Annotated in this window: 19 protein-coding genes; 6 read left to right on the top strand and 13 right to left on the bottom strand. The window is 45.0% G+C overall.

Translation table 11 applies throughout. From position 1 onward, the window contains the following. Nucleotides 1-13 precede the first annotated feature (13 nt). Together rpoA and rplQ are read left to right on the top strand one after the other, a co-directional pair. Complete coding sequence (gene rpoA, locus ACED28_RS11760; protein ID WP_004729813.1) at nucleotides 14-1,006, top strand: DNA-directed RNA polymerase subunit alpha; 993 nt, start codon at nucleotides 14-16, stop codon at nucleotides 1,004-1,006. A 24-nt stretch (nucleotides 1,007-1,030) separates the two neighbouring features. Further along, on the top strand, nucleotides 1,031-1,411 hold the full coding sequence (rplQ, locus tag ACED28_RS11755; protein ID WP_004729812.1) for a 50S ribosomal protein L17: 381 nt from the start codon (nucleotides 1,031-1,033) through the stop codon (nucleotides 1,409-1,411). 229 nt (nucleotides 1,412-1,640) lie between these two features. Here rplQ and ACED28_RS11750 read toward each other — a convergent pair whose 3' ends face one another. Both ACED28_RS11750 and ACED28_RS11745 read right to left on the bottom strand, forming a co-directional pair. Further along, the gene (locus ACED28_RS11750) at nucleotides 1,641-2,147 is read right to left on the bottom strand and encodes a DUF2780 domain-containing protein (protein WP_371695518.1); all 507 of its coding nucleotides are present in this window, start codon (nucleotides 2,145-2,147) and stop codon (nucleotides 1,641-1,643) included. A gap of 134 nt (nucleotides 2,148-2,281) precedes the next feature. Further along, nucleotides 2,282-2,902 (bottom strand): FKBP-type peptidyl-prolyl cis-trans isomerase, encoded by a 621-nt coding sequence (locus ACED28_RS11745; RefSeq protein ID WP_008220519.1) that lies wholly within the window; start codon nucleotides 2,900-2,902, stop codon nucleotides 2,282-2,284. Between the two features lie 213 nt (nucleotides 2,903-3,115). On the opposite strand from ACED28_RS11745, the gene ACED28_RS11740 reads away from it, so the two are divergent. Further along, nucleotides 3,116-3,694, top strand: coding sequence for a LysM-like peptidoglycan-binding domain-containing protein (locus tag ACED28_RS11740; RefSeq protein ID WP_135382108.1), 579 nt, complete (start codon nucleotides 3,116-3,118; stop codon nucleotides 3,692-3,694). Between the two features lie 59 nt (nucleotides 3,695-3,753). On the opposite strand, the gene ACED28_RS11735 is transcribed toward ACED28_RS11740, so the two are convergent. The 11 genes from ACED28_RS11735 to ACED28_RS11685 form a co-directional block, all read right to left on the bottom strand. Further along, the gene (locus ACED28_RS11735) at nucleotides 3,754-4,602 is read right to left on the bottom strand and encodes a DMT family transporter (RefSeq protein WP_012604900.1); all 849 of its coding nucleotides are present in this window, start codon (nucleotides 4,600-4,602) and stop codon (nucleotides 3,754-3,756) included. Then, nucleotides 4,602-5,054 carry a GNAT family N-acetyltransferase gene (locus ACED28_RS11730; protein WP_371707698.1) on the bottom strand — a complete coding sequence of 151 codons (453 nt, stop codon included), beginning with the start codon at nucleotides 5,052-5,054 and terminating at the stop codon, nucleotides 4,602-4,604. Before ACED28_RS11730 ends, ACED28_RS11735 begins: the two co-directional genes overlap by 1 nt. Before the next feature lie 57 nt (nucleotides 5,055-5,111). Further along, entirely contained in the window at nucleotides 5,112-5,678 is a 567-nt protein-coding gene (locus ACED28_RS11725; RefSeq protein WP_017067547.1) for a Crp/Fnr family transcriptional regulator, read from the bottom strand. A gap of 71 nt (nucleotides 5,679-5,749) precedes the next feature. Beyond that, a complete protein-coding gene (locus tag ACED28_RS11720) occupies nucleotides 5,750-7,504 on the bottom strand; it encodes a lysophospholipid acyltransferase family protein (RefSeq protein WP_371709918.1) in 1,755 nt (584 codons plus the stop codon). A 12-nt stretch (nucleotides 7,505-7,516) separates the two neighbouring features. Next, nucleotides 7,517-7,960 (bottom strand): hypothetical protein, encoded by a 444-nt coding sequence (locus tag ACED28_RS11715; RefSeq protein WP_004735264.1) that lies wholly within the window; start codon nucleotides 7,958-7,960, stop codon nucleotides 7,517-7,519. Between the two features lie 10 nt (nucleotides 7,961-7,970). After that, nucleotides 7,971-8,408 carry a YHS domain-containing (seleno)protein gene (locus ACED28_RS11710; protein ID WP_012604897.1) on the bottom strand — a complete coding sequence of 146 codons (438 nt, stop codon included), beginning with the start codon at nucleotides 8,406-8,408 and terminating at the stop codon, nucleotides 7,971-7,973. Between the two features lie 12 nt (nucleotides 8,409-8,420). Next, on the bottom strand, nucleotides 8,421-9,170 hold the full coding sequence (locus ACED28_RS11705; RefSeq protein ID WP_371707695.1) for an NRDE family protein: 750 nt from the start codon (nucleotides 9,168-9,170) through the stop codon (nucleotides 8,421-8,423). A 2-nt stretch (nucleotides 9,171-9,172) separates the two neighbouring features. Then, nucleotides 9,173-9,715 (bottom strand): hypothetical protein, encoded by a 543-nt coding sequence (locus ACED28_RS11700; RefSeq protein WP_371707694.1) that lies wholly within the window; start codon nucleotides 9,713-9,715, stop codon nucleotides 9,173-9,175. Nucleotides 9,716-9,734: 19 nt separating this feature from the next. Continuing rightward, nucleotides 9,735-10,868 carry a D-alanine--D-alanine ligase gene (locus ACED28_RS11695; protein ID WP_371709917.1) on the bottom strand — a complete coding sequence of 378 codons (1,134 nt, stop codon included), beginning with the start codon at nucleotides 10,866-10,868 and terminating at the stop codon, nucleotides 9,735-9,737. Continuing rightward, nucleotides 10,865-11,452, bottom strand: coding sequence for a DedA family protein (locus ACED28_RS11690; protein ID WP_371709916.1), 588 nt, complete (start codon nucleotides 11,450-11,452; stop codon nucleotides 10,865-10,867). Before ACED28_RS11690 ends, ACED28_RS11695 begins: the two co-directional genes overlap by 4 nt. A 284-nt stretch (nucleotides 11,453-11,736) precedes the next feature. Continuing rightward, nucleotides 11,737-13,713: a bifunctional 2',3'-cyclic-nucleotide 2'-phosphodiesterase/3'-nucleotidase gene (locus tag ACED28_RS11685; protein WP_371709915.1), complete on the bottom strand. Its 1,977-nt coding sequence runs from the start codon at nucleotides 13,711-13,713 to the stop codon at nucleotides 11,737-11,739. A gap of 414 nt (nucleotides 13,714-14,127) precedes the next feature. Here ACED28_RS11685 and cysD point away from each other — a divergent pair, with 414 nt between their 5' ends. From cysD to ACED28_RS11670, 3 genes are all read left to right on the top strand, one after another. Continuing rightward, nucleotides 14,128-15,072, top strand: a complete 945-nt coding sequence (cysD, locus tag ACED28_RS11680; protein WP_371709919.1) for a sulfate adenylyltransferase subunit CysD — start codon at nucleotides 14,128-14,130, stop codon at nucleotides 15,070-15,072. 18 nt (nucleotides 15,073-15,090) lie between these two features. Continuing rightward, entirely contained in the window at nucleotides 15,091-16,521 is a 1,431-nt protein-coding gene (cysN, locus tag ACED28_RS11675; protein ID WP_371709914.1) for a sulfate adenylyltransferase subunit CysN, read from the top strand. 65 nt (nucleotides 16,522-16,586) lie between these two features. Beyond that, complete coding sequence (locus ACED28_RS11670) at nucleotides 16,587-18,311, top strand: SLC13 family permease (protein WP_009847766.1); 1,725 nt, start codon at nucleotides 16,587-16,589, stop codon at nucleotides 18,309-18,311. Nucleotides 18,312-18,335: the final 24 nt, after the last annotated feature.

The raw sequence follows: 18,335 nt of genomic DNA, 5'->3' as shown, positions 1-18,335 counted from the left end.
AAGAGAGGACACAATGCAGGGTTCTGTAACAGAATTTCTTAAGCCGCGTCTTGTTGACATTGAACAGATCAATACGACACACGCGAAAGTAACTCTTGAGCCATTAGAGCGCGGTTTCGGCCATACTCTAGGTAATGCTCTTCGCCGCATTCTTCTATCTTCTATGCCGGGTTGTGCCGTAACAGAAGTTGAAATCGAAGGTGTGCTACACGAATACAGCACTAAAGAAGGCGTTCAGGAAGATATCCTGGAAATCCTTCTAAACCTTAAAGGTTTAGCTGTACGCGTTGCTGAAGGCAAAGATGAAGTGTTTATTACACTGAACAAATCAGGCTCAGGCCCTGTTGTTGCAGGTGACATCACCCACGATGGTGATGTAGAGATCGCTAACCCTGAGCACGTAATTTGTCACCTAACGGATGACAACGCTGAGATCGCTATGCGTATCAAAGTAGAACGTGGTCGTGGTTACGTTCCAGCTTCAGCTCGTATCCATACTGAAGAAGATGAGCGTCCAATCGGTCGTCTACTTGTTGACGCTACTTACAGCCCGGTCGATAAAATCGCCTATGCTGTTGAAGCGGCACGTGTAGAACAACGTACTGACTTAGACAAGCTTGTTATCGATATGGAAACGAACGGTACTCTAGAACCTGAGGAAGCTATCCGTCGTGCAGCTACTATTTTAGCTGAACAACTGGATGCGTTCGTAGATCTTCGTGATGTACGTGTACCTGAGGAGAAGGAAGAGAAGCCAGAATTCGATCCTATCCTACTACGTCCTGTAGACGATCTTGAACTAACAGTTCGCTCTGCTAACTGTTTGAAAGCAGAAGCGATTCACTACATCGGTGATCTTGTACAGCGCACTGAGGTTGAGCTACTTAAAACGCCAAACCTTGGTAAGAAATCTCTTACAGAGATTAAAGATGTGCTTGCTTCACGTGGTCTTTCTCTAGGCATGCGCCTAGAAAACTGGCCACCAGCGTCAATCGCTGAAGATTAATCGAAAAGTTAGAAGGATTAGGTCATGCGCCATCGTAAAAGTGGTCGTCAACTCAACCGCAACAGCAGTCATCGCAAAGCGATGTTCAGCAACATGGCTAGCTCTCTTGTTCGTCACGAAGTTATTAAAACTACCGTGCCTAAAGCAAAAGAACTACGTCGCGTAATTGAGCCATTGATTACCCTAGCTAAGACAGACAGTGTTGCTAACCGTCGTCTTGCATTTGCTCGCACTCGTGATAACGAAGTTGTGGCAAAACTATTTAATGAACTAGGCCCGCGTTTCGCGGCTCGCCAAGGTGGTTACACTCGCATTCTTAAATGTGGTTTCCGTACTGGTGATAAAGCTCCAATGGCTTACATTGAGCTTGTAGACCGCCCAGCTGCTGAAGAAGCTGCTGAGTAATCTATACTAGATTCTTAATACAAAAGCCGAGCATTAGCTCGGCTTTTTTGTATCTGTAGAATTAGGAGACCGACATAAGAATTGCACCACGATATTTGGCACTTTTCTTTACCTTCTCTGCTCCATTTCTCAATGATATCTCGTATCTCGTATCTCTTTTGTTCAGCGCACAAAAAAGAGCACCGAAGCGCCCTTTAAGTATTTTAAATCAATTATTAATCACTGGTTATTACAACCAAATAGCTTCGAGTGAATCAACGAGACCGCTTGTTGCGCCTTGTGACTCTAGCCCTTGAATAATGATTGGTGCAAACGCCGCAACCATTGATGAATCCATACCTAATCCTGAAAATGCATTTTCAACAGATGTTTTTGAGTCCAATACTGACGTTAAACCGGTAGAATCAAGCGTCGACATTCCAGGGAAAAGCATTTCGAGCTCTTGGTTGTCAAAGTTATCAAGGGTATTTTGGGCAAGAGCTAGCATGGAGCCTACTCCACCTATAGCTTGCTCATTTGTTACAGATGCTTTGTCACTTAGGGAATTAGCAAGGGTGCTCGTAAATGGTGTTGCTTCATTTTTTTGAGACCACATGTCTACAGCGGCCATAAGGGCTGTTTGTGATAGTTGGGAATAGTTAATATCGGAAGTTGAGCTAACTTGTTCTGACTCGCTAGTACTAGCGCAAGATACCACAGCAAGGCTGCTTAAAACGGTGATGAGTACTTTCTTCATTATTCGTCCTTAAGTAATAAAGTAATTTACTCTTTCACTATAAACGAAAAACGGCGATGTAGTCACATCGCCGTTGAGCTAATTCAGTCTAATTTACCTATAGTTTTTTGTTTCACTAAAGGTTTTTATAGAAATTAAAGAATTGCTAGAAGTTCTACTTCGAATACTAGAGCAGCAAATGGTGGGATTGCAGCACCTGCGCCACGCTCACCGTATGCTAGATCTTGAGGGATGTATAGCTTCCACTTAGAGCCAACAGGCATCATTTGTAGAGCTTGTACCCAACCTTGAATTACGCCAGTTACTGGGAATTCAGCAGGTTGACCGCGAGATACAGAGCTATCGAAAACTGTACCGTCAGTTAGTTCGCCGTGGTAGTGAACGCGTACTTGCTTGTCTGCAGTTGGGATTTCGCCAGTACCTTCAGTTAGTACTTCGTACTGAAGACCAGACTCAAGAACTGTAACTTCTGAACGAAGAGCGTTGTCAGCTAGGAAAGCTTCGCCGTCAGCAGCAGCAGCTTTAGCTAGTTCTTGACGTGCAGCTTCACCACGAGTGTGTAGCTCTTGTAGTGCGTTGTTGATTTCGTCAACTTCGATAGCTGGCATGTCGCCAACTAGAGCTGTTGCGATACCAGCAGCGATTGCATCAACGTTTAGGCCTTCAAGACCAGAACCAGCAAGTTGTTGGCCCATTTGTAGACCGATACCGTAGCTAGCTTTTTGCTCTACAGTTTCAAATTTTACTTCAGACATGAAAAGTCACTCTTTTTGTCAGTACTAAAAGGGTAAGAATACCAGTATTAGCAGCCTGAATAAACGGCTAGCCTCTGATCACTTACGCTTTACCGTGTCCAAATCACAGCTATGTCAATTTTCTTGCTTTGCTCTCTGTTGTCGCGGAAAGATCTATACTGTTGGTACTTTGGTTTTTATACTGTAGTTATTCAATGTATAGGACGCAGTGGCATGAATCGTCGTCAAAAGAAAAAACAGAAAGTAGACCACTTAGCAGAGTTCAAGGACCGACTGAATCAGGTCAAAGAGAAACTAAGCTCGATCGATCTAAAGAAAATGAAAACCTCAACAGTGCAAACTTGGGGATCATTGCCGAAATTACACCAGAAATTATTGATGGTGATTTCGCCGATCATATTAATCTTATTGTTTGCACCGCTACCAGAGCCTAAAGTAGACAACGCACCAGCAACATCTCGTGTTGAGCTTGAGATAAATACTGTTGGCTTAAGCGAGCAGAAAAATGCTAAAAGTAATTCTTCTGAGCCAACCAGTTGGCAAGAGTATCTTGTTAAGCAAGGAGATACGTTAGCTCAAGTGTTCCGAAATAATGATCTACCGCTGTCTGATCTTAACGCTTTGGTTCGTATTGAAGGTGCAGACAAGCCGCTTAGCCAGATTCGTAAAGGCCAGCTGGTTCGATTCAAACTAGCCGAGAGTGGGCAACTAGACATTCTTCAGCTTGAGAAAGGCAATACTTCGGTGATGTTTTTCCGGTTATCAGATGGTGGCTTTGGTCGCAGTAAATAGATGAATAGTGAACCTGAGTTAAAGCACTTCACCAGACACATATAAACGATAGAAAAGAGCTAAGCATTAGCTCTTTTTTTTGGTCGCTTGAAAGGGGCGAGTGGCAAGATGATGAGCATAATACCGATAAAGGTTAACGTATCTGGTATCTCATCAAACCATATTGCACCTATTAACGCGACAAACACCAGTCCTGAATACTCAGCCAAGGCAATTTGGCTAGAGTGTGCTTTTTGGTAGGCAGCAACCGCAAGGCCGTTGTAACTCAAGATTAACGTTGCACTGAGTGCTATGTATCCCAAATGCTCCACCGATACCGGTTGCCAGTATAGGAAGCACAGTACCAATGATGCTGGAATAGAGAATAACGTTGTCCACCACAGCGTAGTGATCACCGTTTGCTCACTCGGAAGCTTTCTTACCAATACATTGAACAGTGCGAGCGTCAGAGCTGTGCCTAATGCAAACAATGCAGCCCAATGAAATTGCGATGGCCTCAAGACAATCAATGCACCAATAAAACCGATAGTGGTGGCGATGACCTTGCCAAGTGCTGGTTGCTCTTTGAGTAGAAACATAGATAGAGGTAACATCAACAGGGGGGCTACGTAAAATACAGCGTTAGCGGTGGCCAAAGATAGATGGGTAATTGCGACGACCATACATCCACTGCCAATTAATATCAGCTGTCCGCGTATGATGGTCACTTTGGCTTGCTGTAAGCGTCGTTGTTCCTTTTTCTGCTGTAGCCACAAAGGGGTGATGATGAGTAGAGATATCAACTGTCGGAAAAAAATATACTGAAGAGGTGGTACTTCGCCATTCAACAGTTTTACCGCTACGTCGGAAAGCGAGGCAAACAAGTTACCTGCAATCAGCAATAGGATACCGACAGTGATATTCGACATTACTTCTCTAATCTCATATCAACGTGCGGAATATCGTCTTCCAAGTACATCTCAGAGATTGTTTTGAAGCCGTGGCTCGCATAGAAGTTTTCTAGGTGTTGTTGCGCACCAATATCGATAGTCGTGCTCGGCCAAAGAGCCTCACAGCGTGTTAACGCTTCTTTTATCAATTGATGCCCTAAACCATCGCCTCTTGCCGATTGCTTAGTCGCCACTCGGCCGATGCTCGTGTAGTCGTAAGAAGTTCCTGGTGGTAACAAGCGTGCACACGCCACTAACTCTGCATCAGCATAGCCAAGCAAGTGTTCAACACCCGCGAGTGTATCTTTACCGTCGAGTTCTGGATAAGGGCAATTTTGTTCAACGACGAACACATCGACTCGTAATTTAAGTAGTTGATAAAGCTGCTGTGTTGAAAGTTCAGAGAAGGGAATTGAGTGCCAAGTGATCATGTTTACATCCAGAGATTATCGATGCTCTGAATGTACTATGTGCGATGATTGTTGGCATTAACTATTGTTAATTCGACCTTTGATTCTGCTCAGGCTGATCGCGGTTATACCGAGGTAAGCAGCAATTTGATTGTCGTTCAAGCGCTGTTCAAGGTCGGGATAATGTTCGCAGAAAAGTTGATAGCGTTGCTCTGGAGTATAGAGCAGCATAAAGCGTTCTTTGTTTTCCTTATGCATCAGCTGAGTTTCTAATAACTTTAAATACAAAGGGTTGTTTGATGCGCGCCACTCGATAACTGCGTTCATTGGCAGTTCTAACATAGTAATTGGTGTGAGCGTTTCTAATAGGTAAGGGGACGCTTGGTTTTTTATCAAACTCTCAAAGCCGATGATCCAATCTTGTTCCCAGTAGAACTCTTTGCTGTATTGCTTGCCGTCATCAGTGAGATAACAAGCGTGGCACAAGCCTTCAAGTACAAAGTAGATTGAACTCGCCATTTCACCTTGATTGATCAGGATGTGTCTGGTTGGTAGCTCAAGTGGTTTCGCGACGGCTAATAGAGATTCAATCTGACTTTCAGAGAAGTCGAAGCTTTGTAGTTGTTCGATAAAAGAGGTGTGCATGGAAATAACCTAACCCAAATAAGTGTCGAAATCATCGCACTTATTTGAGTATAGGTACAGAGCGGGCTAAATCAGCGTCGAGCGTGCTGTTCTAGATAATCTTGAGCAAGTTCTCTACCCATGTATTTACCAAGAGTTTTCAGTGGTACTTTCTTAAGGTTAACCACAATCAAGCCATCCAGAGCATCATTAAATGATGGGTCGACGTTAAAGCACACCAACTTACCGTTCATCCCTAGATACTGGCGCAGTAATACTGGTAGGCCTTTTCCTTGCTCCATACGTGCTAACACTTTAGAGAGCAGAGGAACACTCGCCAATGACGATAACAGGTGATTTTGCCAGAACACATGATTACTGGTATTAAGTGGTGACGAAGGAGAAACCAGATTTGCTTTTTCTTCGTCATAATGATGTATCGATAAGGTCGTCGCAATCAACAGGCGAGCATTATGACTGTAATCATTACTGATACTGACTGGGCCGAATAGGTGAGTGTATTGAGGGTGACGATACACGAAGGCCGCGATACCTTTCCACAATAGTAATAGTGAGTTAAGGCTCTTTTGATAAGGCTTGCTCACTACGGAACGCCCAAGCTCGATACTGTTGTCTAAGGTATCGATGAATTCTTGATTGTAGTTAAACAGACTGCGGGAATAGAGTTGATCAAGCCCGTGCTCAGCGATCAACTTGTCGACCATACCAAGTCGATATGCACCGACTAATTCAGCCTTGGCTTTGTTCCACACAAACAGTTGATGGTAGTAAAGGTCATACTCATCTAAATCACAGGCAAGCCCGCTGCCTTCGCCGACCTCTCTAAAGCTCTCCTCTCTTACTCGACCAATCTCGCGCATTAAATTGGGGATCGACTGGCTCGGTGTGCAGTACACCTCAAAATCTCCCTGTTCCAGTAATCTCATTTCTTGAGGAAGTGACGCGACTTCTATAGAGAGTACTTCTGATGGAATAGGCGCAATAACCTGAGTGTCAAAAGAGGGCGCATGGATTGGCGTACTAGGGCTATCTTGTTGACTCATCAGATAGGTATTGAGTCGCAGATAGTTGACGATATCCATCTCTTGTTCAAACGATTTTATCTCTGAGTATGGGATTGAAGAGCCAATAGAGATAGAGATGGTAGTCGCTCGTTTATTAAGAAGTTCACGGCCAAGTAAAGCCGTTCTCAGTAGTGGGTGAACACGGCCCGCTTGGTAGAAAAGCTCACTGTTCTTGCCATTGATAAAGATAGGCACCGTGGTGGCTTGGTGACGCTTAACAAACTTTGCGACTGATTTGCTCCACTCGATGTCTGTTAGTGTCTTGGCTCCTTTACGGTAACTCGATACTTCGCCAGCAGGGAACACAATCAAGAGTCCACCGTCTGCTAAATGACGATTGGCATCTCGAATAGCTTTAGCATTGGTGCGTTTCGATTCTTTACTGTTAAAGACATCGACCCCAATGAAAAGATCATCCAGTTCAGGCAGTCGCTTGAGCAACTCATTGGCCAACACCTTCACATCCTTTCTTACCGATCCTACGAGATCAGCAAGGATCACGCCTTCAATCGCACCAAGCGGGTGGTTAGCCACAATGACTACTGGCCCTTGTTCGGGAATATTATTAGTGGCGCCTGCTGAAACGGAATAGTCGATATTCAATGCTGACAAGGTGTGATGCATGAATTCAAAGCTAGATAACTCATCAGGTCTATCTTGATAGAGCTTATCTAGCTTAGATAGCCCAGTTGCCCACTCGACAACAGACTCACCTAAACCAAAAGGCGTGTAACGTGGTAAACGAAAAGGACTATCAATCATAATGAAGCTACCTTATTGACTAAAGTTGTTTAGGAAACCGTCTTGATTCTTGAAATCTTTTACACTTAAAAATGCACCGCAAAGCCATACTAGACATGCCATGCCAAACAGTAATCCGCCGTCATAACCGACAATTTCACCCGCTGCGTTAAACTCAGGCATTTGAATACCGAGCGGCGTAAACAGATGGAAAAATATCGCGCCACTCATAATCCCCACACTCATGATGGCACCTAGGCCATGCCAACGAGTAAACAGCAAAATGGCCGCAATCAATTCAGCGAACCCAATCAAGTAGCCGCCAAATGAACCGAACCAACTTAAGCCAGACCATGTCGCCAAGGTGCCAAAGATATGCTCAGTCTCGTATGAGCCTGTGAACTTAAAAAACAGCGACTGAACAAATACGAAAGCGATAAATGCCGCAGGAATATGTTTAGCTGGAGTGAATGTCATGGTTATTCCCTTATTTGATCAGTTGCGGCCAAATGGTGTCGGCTTTTTGAATATGTTGTGCTCGGTCTTGTTCCCAACGCTGTTTAATCTCTTGGTCGTAGTTGAGGTAAAGCTTGTTATCAACAATCGTCCATTGATTCGGGTCTCCGGGTGCAAAATCACTTTTTGCTGAAACAGCCCAAGCGCAATAACCACCATATTGAGGGGCATATTTTTCAGGATTATTAACAAATAAAGTCAGATTCTTTTCAGAAGAGAAATACCAGTCCGCGCCTTTGTACTCGGTGCTGAATTTTTTACTGCCTTCAATAGGCTTACCTGAAGTGAAATAAGCCACAGTGTCGTAGCCATCGAGCGCCTTACTGCTAAAGAACCCTGTGTAGATTTCATCGGCGGCAAATACGTACGGGCTAACAAGTAGCATGACCATGGTTAATAGTTTTCTCATGATGGACTCCATCTATAGATTGATTGCTGGTGATAAATCGAAGGTAAAACGCTGTTGATTTATCTGGTATGGTTTAATGGGTTCACAAGGCGAGCCGGGTGCGTAAAACATCGAGGCTTGGCCGTGTAGATTGCGTAAGTGTGTAAAGCTCACGGTGTGCGCGTCTTCACGATGCATACAGGTCGCTAAATGAGGCTGTTCGCTATGATGGTGAGAGTGAAAATGAAGTAAGTTCTGCTGATTCTTTCCTGTTGTCATAAGCTGATCGTATTTTGCTTGTCGGTAGGCTTGTACTCGCTCTAAATCAACACCGGATGAGAAGAGTGGAGAATCGGTGTCGACGATGTGCTGTTGAATACCATCCCACATGTAGGCGATAACCAAACCATTGTTCTGAGTTAAATTCGGCGCAAAAGCCAACAAGGTAAACGGGGCAAAAGAGTGCAGGTCGAGCTGATGAAATGCTTCAGAGAGCAGGCTGATGTTGCGACTCGATGATAGATTCTTGAGTAGCAAACCACGGCTGACTAAAGGTCCAACAGGCACTATGCCTTGATAGTTATTGAGTAGGCATAGCGAAAGCCCGAACTCATTGATACTGATCCAGCTACCACCGCCAGTTGGGTCGAGTGGCATGATGATATCGACGCCGTTAACTCGATATTGTTTAGGTGGCATTGCTAGTGCTCGCGTCTTTTGTTCGTCACGGTTAAAAAAGACCTGATAACCATTTTCTTCAAGCAGCCAAGATACTGAACACATGATTATTGCTCCCTCAGATAGCTGCTGGTGGTCGGGGCATAACCAAAGGTATTGCATATTTCAACATCAAGAAAGGTCGTGATCACTTTGATCATCGCATAGTGATGATTGGCATGCAGAGCAGCAAAGGTGACCTCTCTTTCTAGCGTAGAAGGCAGGCTAGCAAATACTTGTGTATCCATCGAAACTTCGGTTTGGATCATGATAGGCGCTTCGAGATCTCTACGGTCTAATCGTTCAAGCCAGTTGATCACGTAATGGATCTCTTTCAACGCAATCGACCTATCGAATTCGACGGGGTGACCACGACGACGAGTGTTGTAATCAACGGTCGCATTCTCTTTTAAAATCAAAGCGTGAAAAAGATCGAGCGTGTGACGAGTATGCTCACCAATAGAACTTGTGACGTGCGGCTTTGCTCGTGTCAGATAGTCGCTGTCAGATATGGCTAACAAAAACTCTAAACCCTGATTCAATATCTCTACCGCTCCCTTGATACTAGGAGAGAAAGAAGTGAGGGCGCTCGGTTGGGCTATGGGGTTCATTCATGATCCTCGTACAAAGTTAATCGGTGGTCGGATATTGTTGAACAAGACGTCGCTCTTCTTGCCACGCGTTAAATAAGCTCTTAAAAGAAGGAGGCTGGTGTCCTCTTTGTTTTTGTTGAGCGCCAATATCAAAAAGAATGCGGTATTGCAGGAGTAGCGTCGAAAATATCTCTCGCAGCGGTGTGTTGCGATCCCAGATGTGCCCGGCCTCACTGCTTGCGCCATTGACCTCAAGGATCGTGAAGTCCTCGCCGTTCATTAGGCTGTGCATGTCCTTGAATTTGACGTCGAGTCGTCCAAAGTGAAAACCATCGAAGTCGTCGAATATCTCATCTAAGCGTTCGGTTAAAGCCTGAGTGATGTATTGGTTGCCGTCTCGGAAGATACAGCCACGGCTATGGCTGCCTGCAAACGCGAGTTGGAACTCTTCACCCTCTGCGAGCACTTGAGCCAATTTATCTTCATGCCTAGGGATATACAGGTGACTAAGCTGCCCAGCACGCGGGCTATTTTCAATTAACTGCTTGAGTGTCGAGTTGCCATCGCCCACCACCATTGGTGCGTATTTGAGTGTGATCGAGATGATCTCGCCTTGCTTTTTGTTTGGGTAGCGAACATAGAAAACACCCGCTTCGGCTTGATAAGGCGCCTTCTCTTGCAATAGAAAGCGAGCATTATTTGGGAAAGATTCAACATACTGCTCAAGTTGATCTTGTGTGTTGATCAGCTTAACGCCAACACCTCGACAACCAAGATCTGGTTTAGCCACAATCGGGAAATCGAGATCCGACTGTATGAGTGCGCTGCGCGCATCTTCGGCTTGTTTCTTACTGCTAAGATCCGTTTTGGTTAAGGTGATAAACGGAGAGATCCAGCGCTGACTCGATGATCCGGCAAGGCTCAGTATTTCGTGTTTTGATTCGCCTACCATGCCGCTTAATTTGATGCTCGGATTGGCGATGAGCGGTAGCGCCCAGTCAAAGTGCCGTAACCCTTGCATCAGGCTTTGAATCACCACTGGCGTGTAGAAGAACCACGTTGGAAGAAACTCATAAGGAGAGACACTGCGCACGGTATCTTTTTCAAGCAAGGGCATGCCTGCATTGATTTGATGTGCTGGAATGATGCGAATATCTTGCGGTGAACTCATGATAATCCTCTAGAGTAGGTTCTATTCATTAATCGATTGCTGATAAACAGCAAAGCGATGGCACACGGGATGATGATCCATTGATATTCAGAGGCTTGCAGCCACGCTGATGTCCCTAAATAGTAGATGGCAGAGAAGACAATGCCAGTCCAGAGCGCAGTGGCACTAATAACGGCAAACAAGAAAGTAGGCAGTGGGATTGCGAAAAAGCCACTTAAGGTAAAACCGACGGTACGAAGCCCGGGAATAAAGCGGATGACAAAAAGACTGCTGAAAGCGTTTTGACGTAATTTAGTGCGAAGTGCACGAAAGTATCGGTTGGTGAGGGCTTTGTAACGAACGCCTCGGAAATAACGTCCTGATTTACCTAGGTAATAAAGGCCGAGATCACCTGTGGCAATTCCGATGAAAATGGCAAGCAACGCATATTGAGGAAGCATGAGTTCTTGAGTGGCTAAACCTGCCGCTGTAACAATCGCCAGATCTTCAAGCAAGTAAGAAAGCGCGATAATGCCAAGCATCAGCCATAGCAGCGATTCTTCTCCTGTATTTAACCATGCTTGAATACTCTCGACGGTGCTCATCAAATACCCTTATCTATCCTATAGATGAATGGCTTATTGGCCATTCATTGAGTGTAGTAAATTAAATAGACAGGAGGAGCAGAGAAAAACTTACAGCTGATTAGTGTTTTTTTGTGGGGACTTAAATCGATTGACGGTTTGAGTCGTGCTGTTTGGGGGTTGAATTAGCGGGTGTTTACGGTGAGAAAAGTAGAGCAGTGGATTCGATTTATAAATAACAAAAGAAAAAGGCTGAGTCGTTAAACTCAGCCTTTCAGAATGTTAACTATGGATTACTGGGTAATCTATTTAGTTAGGTCAATCTGGTAAACAGCAAAACCAACATCGTCAGTTGCAACACGTTTCATCGGGTATTGACCCTTTTCTTTGATGAACTCTGCCGCTTTGTCGCTTGGCGATGTTTCAAAGCGGATATCTAGTTTGTTATCCGTTTTGATTGGCGCAAATGACCAGTTGTTATCAGCCGTTGGGCTAACTTGACCTTGCTCTTTGCTTACGCGAGAGATGTAGTTCGCAAGAACAGTACGGTTTTCATCTGGTGCATCAAATGCGATGAAGTCTTCACCCGTACCTGGGAACTTAGCACTGTATGCACGGTAGTTGTTGGTTGCGATCAGGAAGTCTTGCTTCATGTCGATTGGCTTACCTTGGTAAGTTAGGCCAACAATACGTTGTGAGTCAGGGTTAACGACTTTACAGTTTGCATCGTATTTCGCAGGTTGAGTTACGTCGATTTGGTAATCAACACCGTCGATAACATCGAAGTTGTAAGTACGGAAGTTATCCCACTCGATCAACTGTTGTGGTGCTGTTGAGTTAACATCCACTTGGTTGAACTGACCAGCAGAACACTCAAGCCACTCTTTTACTTCGTGACCTGTTACCTTCATCGCAACTAGCGTGTTCGGGTAAAGGTACAGGTCAGCTGCGTTACGGAATGTCAGTTGACCAGATTCAACTTCAGTGAAGTTTGCTGGGTCATTCTTACGGCCACCGGCCTTGAATGGTGCAGCTGCTGAAAGTACTGGCGTACCATCTAGGTCTGGGTCGCCTTGGATGAACTGTTCAACGTAATCTTTCTGTGCAAGGTTAACGATTTGTACTGTTGGATCGTCTTGCACTAGAGATAGGAAGCTGTACATCACGTCGTCTGCTTTACCAATCAGTTGGTTAACAAACTCACGAGTACCTGCGTGGTCTTTTTCTAGTGCTGTTACGATGCCCTCATCAGCCGCAGCAAGAGATTTCTTCTCGATCTTGTCGTAGATAGGGCGTGCTTCTGATTGGCCTTTAACGACTTCCCACTTACCGTCTTTTTGTGCAAGTGTTAGATCCATAACACCAACGTGGCTACCCCAACGACCTGGCATTACTGCCGCAACGCCGTTCATTGTGCCCGTTTCGTTGTTGATGCCTTGAATGTCATCAAAACCTTTACCTGGGAACACTGCGTGAGAGTGGCCGAATGCGATCGCATCGATGCCGTCTACTTCAGATAGGTAGAACGTTGAGTTCTCTTCGCCATTTTTGTACGGGTCAGTTGATACGCCTGAGTGAGGGATAGCAACGATAACTTCAGCGCCTTCCGCTTTCATTTGAGGCACTAACTCGTTAGCTGTCTCAATGATGTCACGAGCGATCACTTTGCCTTCAAGGTTCTTCTTATCCCACGTCATGATTTGTGGTGGAACAAAACCGATGTAACCCACTTTTACTTCATGTTTTACGCCAGCAGTATCTTCAAACGTGTGCGTCTTGATGATGTAAGGCGTGAAGTAGTGTTCTTTAGTTTCTGCGTCGTAAACGTTAGCACTGATGTATGGGAAATCAGCGTCGTTGATAGACTCTTCTAGGAACTCAAGACCGTAGTTGAATTCGTGGTTACCTAGGTTTGCAGCGTCGTAGCTTAGTTGATTCATTGCTTTATATGCAGGGTGAACTTCGCCCGCTTCGATGCCTTTGTCTGCCATGTAGTCACCCATTGGGCTACCTTGCAGCAAGTCACCGTTATCAACTAATACGCTGTTGGTTACTTCGCTTTGAGCTTCTTTTACTAGAGTTGCAGTACGTGCTAAGCCAATTTTTTTCGATGGCTTGTCTTTGTAGTAGTCGTAATCCATTAGGTTGGTATGGATATCCGTCGTTTCTACGACACGTAATTTAATCACTTCATCGGTATCTGGTGTTGTTGTGCAGCCTGCTAGAGTCAAACCAAGACCCGCAAGTACAGCCAATGACAAAGGTTTCATTGCAACTTTCATTTTGTAGCTCCAAAGTGGATAGTAGAAAATTCGTTGCGTAATGTAACAAAACCGAATGAAACAATGATTACAACGAATGTTAATTCGTGACTTAGATCGATTACTTTATGGTGTTCTGCAAGACGCCTCCCAAACCTGCTCAATCAATGTACAAATCACATCGATAGTATTAGTCCATTCATTTCACCTATTTATCGATGAATCCCATCCCTTATCAGCTTTTCGAATAAAAAATGAAATTTTAGAATTTCCAGTAATATGAGAGGCTCGTCATAATGCCTATATCAAGGACGTATCAGGCAGATGAATAGCAAGGATAGCTCAAAACGAAGCTTCTGTTTTCTTCTAGTGCCAATACTCCCATTCACTCAAGTGGATGAGTTAAATCCCTTGCTTGGCAAGACCAAGTAATGAATTGCTCGTACTGCGAGCCTTAAAGGAAGCACTGAAATGGACCAAGAACGTTTAACCCACCTAAAACAGCTTGAAGCGGAAAGTATTCATATTATCCGTGAAGTTGCTGCTGAGTTTGATAACCCAGTGATGATGTACTCCATCGGTAAAGATTCTTCTGTGATGCTTCATTTAGCTCGCAAAGCGTTTTATCCAGGTAAGATTCCATTCCCACTATTGCACGTTGATACGGATTGGAAATTCCGCGAGATGATTGAGTTTCGTGCTCGTACGGCTAAAAAGTACGGCTTCGACCTTTTAGTACATAAGAACCCAGAAGGTATTGAGATGGGATGTAGCCCGTTCGTACATGGTTCTTCTAAGCACACTGACATCATGAAAACTCAAGGCCTTAAGCAGGCGTTAAACAAGTACGGGTTCGATGCCGCTTTTGGTGGTGCGCGTCGTGATGAAGAAAAATCTCGAGCGAAAGAACGTGTTTATTCTTTCCGCGACAAGAACCATACATGGGATCCAAAAAACCAGCGTCCTGAGCTTTGGCACACCTACAACGGTCAGGTTAATAAGGGCGAAAGCATTCGTGTCTTCCCACTATCTAACTGGACTGAGCTTGATATCTGGCAGTACATCTACCTAGAGAGCATCGATATTGTTCCACTTTACCTTTCAGACAAACGTCCTGTGGTTGAGCGTGATGGCATGCTGATCATGGTTGATGATGACCGTATGGAACTGCAAGAAGGTGAAGTGATTGAAGAGAAAAGCGTTCGCTTCCGTACTTTGGGCTGTTACCCATTAACCGGAGCCGTTGAATCTGAGGCGAATACGCTAACAGGCATTATTGAAGAGATGCTGGTGGCAACGTCCAGTGAGCGTCAAGGTCGAGCGATTGACCATGATCAGTCGGGCTCTATGGAGCTGAAAAAGCGCCAAGGTTATTTCTAAGAATCTAAGGAAAGAAAAATGAATAGTGCAGTAGAAGCCGAATTGGCTGAACTAGGGATTGAAGGTTATCTAAGTCAGCATCAGCATAAATCTATGCTTAGATTTTTAACTTGTGGCTCGGTAGACGACGGTAAAAGTACCTTAATCGGTCGCTTGCTCCATGATACAAAACAGATTTATGAAGATCAGTTAGCAGCGGTTCACTCTGATAGCCAACGAGTGGGTACCACAGGTGAGAAACCTGACTTGGCATTGCTTGTTGATGGTTTACAGGCTGAGCGTGAGCAAGGCATAACGATCGATGTGGCTTATCGCTACTTCTCGACTCAAAAACGTAAATTCATTATTGCTGATACCCCAGGGCATGAGCAGTACACGCGTAATATGGCAACAGGCGCTTCAACGTGTGATCTGGCTGTGATCTTGATTGATGCTCGTAAGGGTGTACTGGATCAAACACGTCGTCACTCGTTTATTTCTAACCTGCTTGGTTTGAAGCATTTCATCGTCGCAGTCAACAAAATGGATCTCGTCGAGTACTCGCAAGATCGTTTTGAGGAGATTCGCGATCAGTATCTAGAGTTTGCTGAAAACCTAGAAGGCGAAACTAACATTCAAATTCTGCCGGTTTCCGCGCTTGAAGGCATTAACGTTGCTGCGCCAAGCAAAGAGCTTACATGGTTCGAAGGTCCGTCTCTATTAGAAGTGCTAGAGAACGTAGACATTGACCAAAAACGTTCTGCGGGCGAATTCCGTTTCCCTGTGCAGTATGTCAATCGTCCTAACTTAGATTTCCGTGGCTTTGCTGGCACCGTGGCTTCTGGTCGTGTCAGCGTCGGTGATGAAATCAAGGCGTTGCCTTCAGGTAAAACTTCTAAGGTGGCAAGCATTGTGACCTTTGATGGTGAACTTGAATCAGCACAAGCGGGTTTGGCGGTAACACTGACTCTTGAAGATGAAATCGATATCAGCCGTGGTGATTTGATTGTGCTAGAAAATGCACAGATTGAATCAACCAACCATGTATTGGCAGACATCGTGTGGATGACAGAACAACCACTGCAACCGGGTAAAGCTTACGACATCAAAATCGCAGGCAAGAAAACCGTCGGTCAGGTTGAAACGGTTCGTCACCAGTATGACATCAACAACCTGTCGACCCACGCTGTCGATGAGTTGCCACTGAATGGTATTGGCTTGTGTGAATGGTCACTGAACGAGACTGTCGCATTGGATAAATACCGTGAAAGTGCCGATACCGGTGGCTTCATCGTTATCGACCGTCTAACCAACGTGACGGTTGGTGCTGGTTTGATTCGAGACCGTTTGGACTCTGTTGAACTGCAAGTCGGTAACTTCTCTGCATTTGAACTTGAGTTCAACGCTCTAGTTCGTAAGCACTTCCCTCATTGGGATGCCAAAGATCTAAGCCAATTACTGAAGTCATAAACGACCAAGTAACAGCTTATTGAATCAGGCGGAAACCGATTGTTTCCGCCATAAAGGACGGGTATATGTGGCAACAAGGATTTGTATTAGCGATTTTGCTCGGCATCATTACTTGCCTGCTCGTTACCCGTATTAAGCCAAGCTTTATCTTTGCTGGCGCGGCTTTTATTGCTTTTATGGCTGGTATGATCGACTTGTCGAGCCTAGCCAATAACTTCACTAACTCCTCGTTACTGACTTTAATTCTTCTGATCCTCGCATCAAGTGCGTTGGAGAAAACTCGCTTAATCAGCTGGGTTAGCCGCAATATCTCTGAAGGTAGGCTAGGTACCGTGGTTGCGAAGTTGGGTATTTCCACAGCGCTACTTTCTTCTTTTACTAATAACACAGCGGTGGTTGTCTCTTTGATCGGTGCGATCAAACGCAATCAACAGCACGCGCCATCTAAGTTACTTATCCCTTTGTCATACGCTGCCATTTTAGGCGGAACCCTGACATTGATCGGCACTTCAACCAATTTGATCATCAATAGTTTTGTTGAAGATGCGGGATTGCCAAGCTTAAACTTTTTCACACCAACCTTGATCGGTTTAGCGGTCTTGGTGGGTGGTGTTTTGATTCTTATCCCTCTGAGTTACTTCTTACCAAGCTACGATGATGGGTCGCAGGACGATCTGCCTTACTTTCTAGAGGCGCGAGTTGAACCTGGCTCACCGTTAGTTGGCCGCAGTGTTAGCGAAAATAATCTCAGAGCTTTGAGAAAATTGTTCTTAGCCGAAGTGATTCGCGACGGTAAGACCACGGCTTCGATTGACCCTGATTTTATTCTTCAAGCTCGTGACCGGTTGCTGTTTTGTGGCGACGTTGAAAGCGTAGCGACACTACAAGAAATTCAAGGGTTGACCCTGTTTGGCCAGCATCACCTTAACGGCCAGAGCTTTGTTGAAGTGGTGGTGAGTTCGTCGGCAAGCTTCTGTAATAAAACCCTCAAAACAAGCCAGTTTAGAGACCGTTTCGATGCAGTTGTAGTTGCTATTCGTCGTGGCCATGAGCGCCTTGAAGGTGGGCTAGGGAATATCACATTGACCGCTGGTGATACCTTGATTTTGGTTCCCGGTAAACGCTTTGAAGAACAGCGCCAGCAACACAACAAAGAGTTTGTGTTGATGAATGACTTGGACTCGAGTGCCAAGCTTGATGCCGATAAATCGACGTTTGTATTGCTCGGTTTTGCCAGTGTGATTGGTCTAGCCCTTGCTGAAGTCGTGCCGATTATCAAAGGGCTGGCTGGTTTCTTACTGTTGCTGGTGGCCTTTGGTGTGGTGCAACTGGGTGAACTCCGTCGCCGTTTTCCGGTTGATATTGTGGTGATCGTTGGCTCCGCTCTGTCTATTGCTCAACTGATGATTTCATCTGGGCTGTCTGAGCGTATGGGGCTGATGTTTATGGAAGCCTTTAATGGCTGGGGCGTGTTTGGTGCGTTAGTCGCGACCTATTTTATGACCTTGGTTCTAACAGAACTGGTTACCAATAATGCGGCCGCAGCACTCTCTTTCCCAATCGGCTATAGCATGGCTATCGGCTATGGCGTTGACCCTATGCCATTCATTATGGCGGTTCTATTTGGTGCCAGTGCCAGTTTTATTTCGCCATACGGCTACCAAACTAATTTACTTGTTTATAGCGTAGGTAATTACCATCTCACGGATTATCTACGTATCGGCATCCCAATCTCGATTGTCTATTCGGGCTTGGTGCTGACCCTGATTCCTTACTTTTTCCCATTTTAATGCTGTTTATTTAAAGGACTAATT

Source organism: Vibrio sp. 1F253 (genome assembly GCF_041439295.1).
Lineage (GTDB): Bacteria > Pseudomonadota > Gammaproteobacteria > Enterobacterales > Vibrionaceae > Vibrio > Vibrio tasmaniensis_A.
Note: the sequence above shows the minus strand (reverse complement) of the source record. Positions and strands in the feature narration are given on the sequence as shown.

Excerpts from the sequence above, each read along its gene's own strand:
- rpoA (WP_004729813.1), top strand. The coding sequence starts at position 14 with ATGCAGGGTTCTGTAACAGAATTTCTTAAGCCGCGTCTTGTTGACATT.
- ACED28_RS11705 (WP_371707695.1), bottom strand. The coding sequence starts at position 9,170 with ATGTGTTCAGTATCTTGGCTGCTTGAAGAAAATGGTTATCAGGTCTTT.
- ACED28_RS11670 (WP_009847766.1), top strand. The coding sequence starts at position 16,587 with ATGTGGCAACAAGGATTTGTATTAGCGATTTTGCTCGGCATCATTACT.
- ACED28_RS11710 (WP_012604897.1), bottom strand. The coding sequence starts at position 8,408 with ATGAGAAAACTATTAACCATGGTCATGCTACTTGTTAGCCCGTACGTA.
- ACED28_RS11740 (WP_135382108.1), top strand. The coding sequence starts at position 3,116 with ATGAATCGTCGTCAAAAGAAAAAACAGAAAGTAGACCACTTAGCAGAG.
- ACED28_RS11735 (WP_012604900.1), bottom strand. The coding sequence starts at position 4,602 with ATGTCGAATATCACTGTCGGTATCCTATTGCTGATTGCAGGTAACTTG.
- cysN (WP_371709914.1), top strand. The coding sequence starts at position 15,091 with ATGAATAGTGCAGTAGAAGCCGAATTGGCTGAACTAGGGATTGAAGGT.
- ACED28_RS11750 (WP_371695518.1), bottom strand. The coding sequence starts at position 2,147 with ATGAAGAAAGTACTCATCACCGTTTTAAGCAGCCTTGCTGTGGTATCT.
- ACED28_RS11700 (WP_371707694.1), bottom strand. The coding sequence starts at position 9,715 with ATGAACCCCATAGCCCAACCGAGCGCCCTCACTTCTTTCTCTCCTAGT.
- ACED28_RS11730 (WP_371707698.1), bottom strand. The coding sequence starts at position 5,054 with ATGATCACTTGGCACTCAATTCCCTTCTCTGAACTTTCAACACAGCAG.
- ACED28_RS11715 (WP_004735264.1), bottom strand. The coding sequence starts at position 7,960 with ATGACATTCACTCCAGCTAAACATATTCCTGCGGCATTTATCGCTTTC.
- ACED28_RS11720 (WP_371709918.1), bottom strand. The coding sequence starts at position 7,504 with ATGATTGATAGTCCTTTTCGTTTACCACGTTACACGCCTTTTGGTTTA.
- ACED28_RS11725 (WP_017067547.1), bottom strand. The coding sequence starts at position 5,678 with ATGCACACCTCTTTTATCGAACAACTACAAAGCTTCGACTTCTCTGAA.
- ACED28_RS11695 (WP_371709917.1), bottom strand. The coding sequence starts at position 10,868 with ATGAGTTCACCGCAAGATATTCGCATCATTCCAGCACATCAAATCAAT.
- ACED28_RS11685 (WP_371709915.1), bottom strand. The coding sequence starts at position 13,713 with ATGAAAGTTGCAATGAAACCTTTGTCATTGGCTGTACTTGCGGGTCTT.
- ACED28_RS11690 (WP_371709916.1), bottom strand. The coding sequence starts at position 11,452 with ATGAGCACCGTCGAGAGTATTCAAGCATGGTTAAATACAGGAGAAGAA.
- rplQ (WP_004729812.1), top strand. The coding sequence starts at position 1,031 with ATGCGCCATCGTAAAAGTGGTCGTCAACTCAACCGCAACAGCAGTCAT.
- ACED28_RS11745 (WP_008220519.1), bottom strand. The coding sequence starts at position 2,902 with ATGTCTGAAGTAAAATTTGAAACTGTAGAGCAAAAAGCTAGCTACGGT.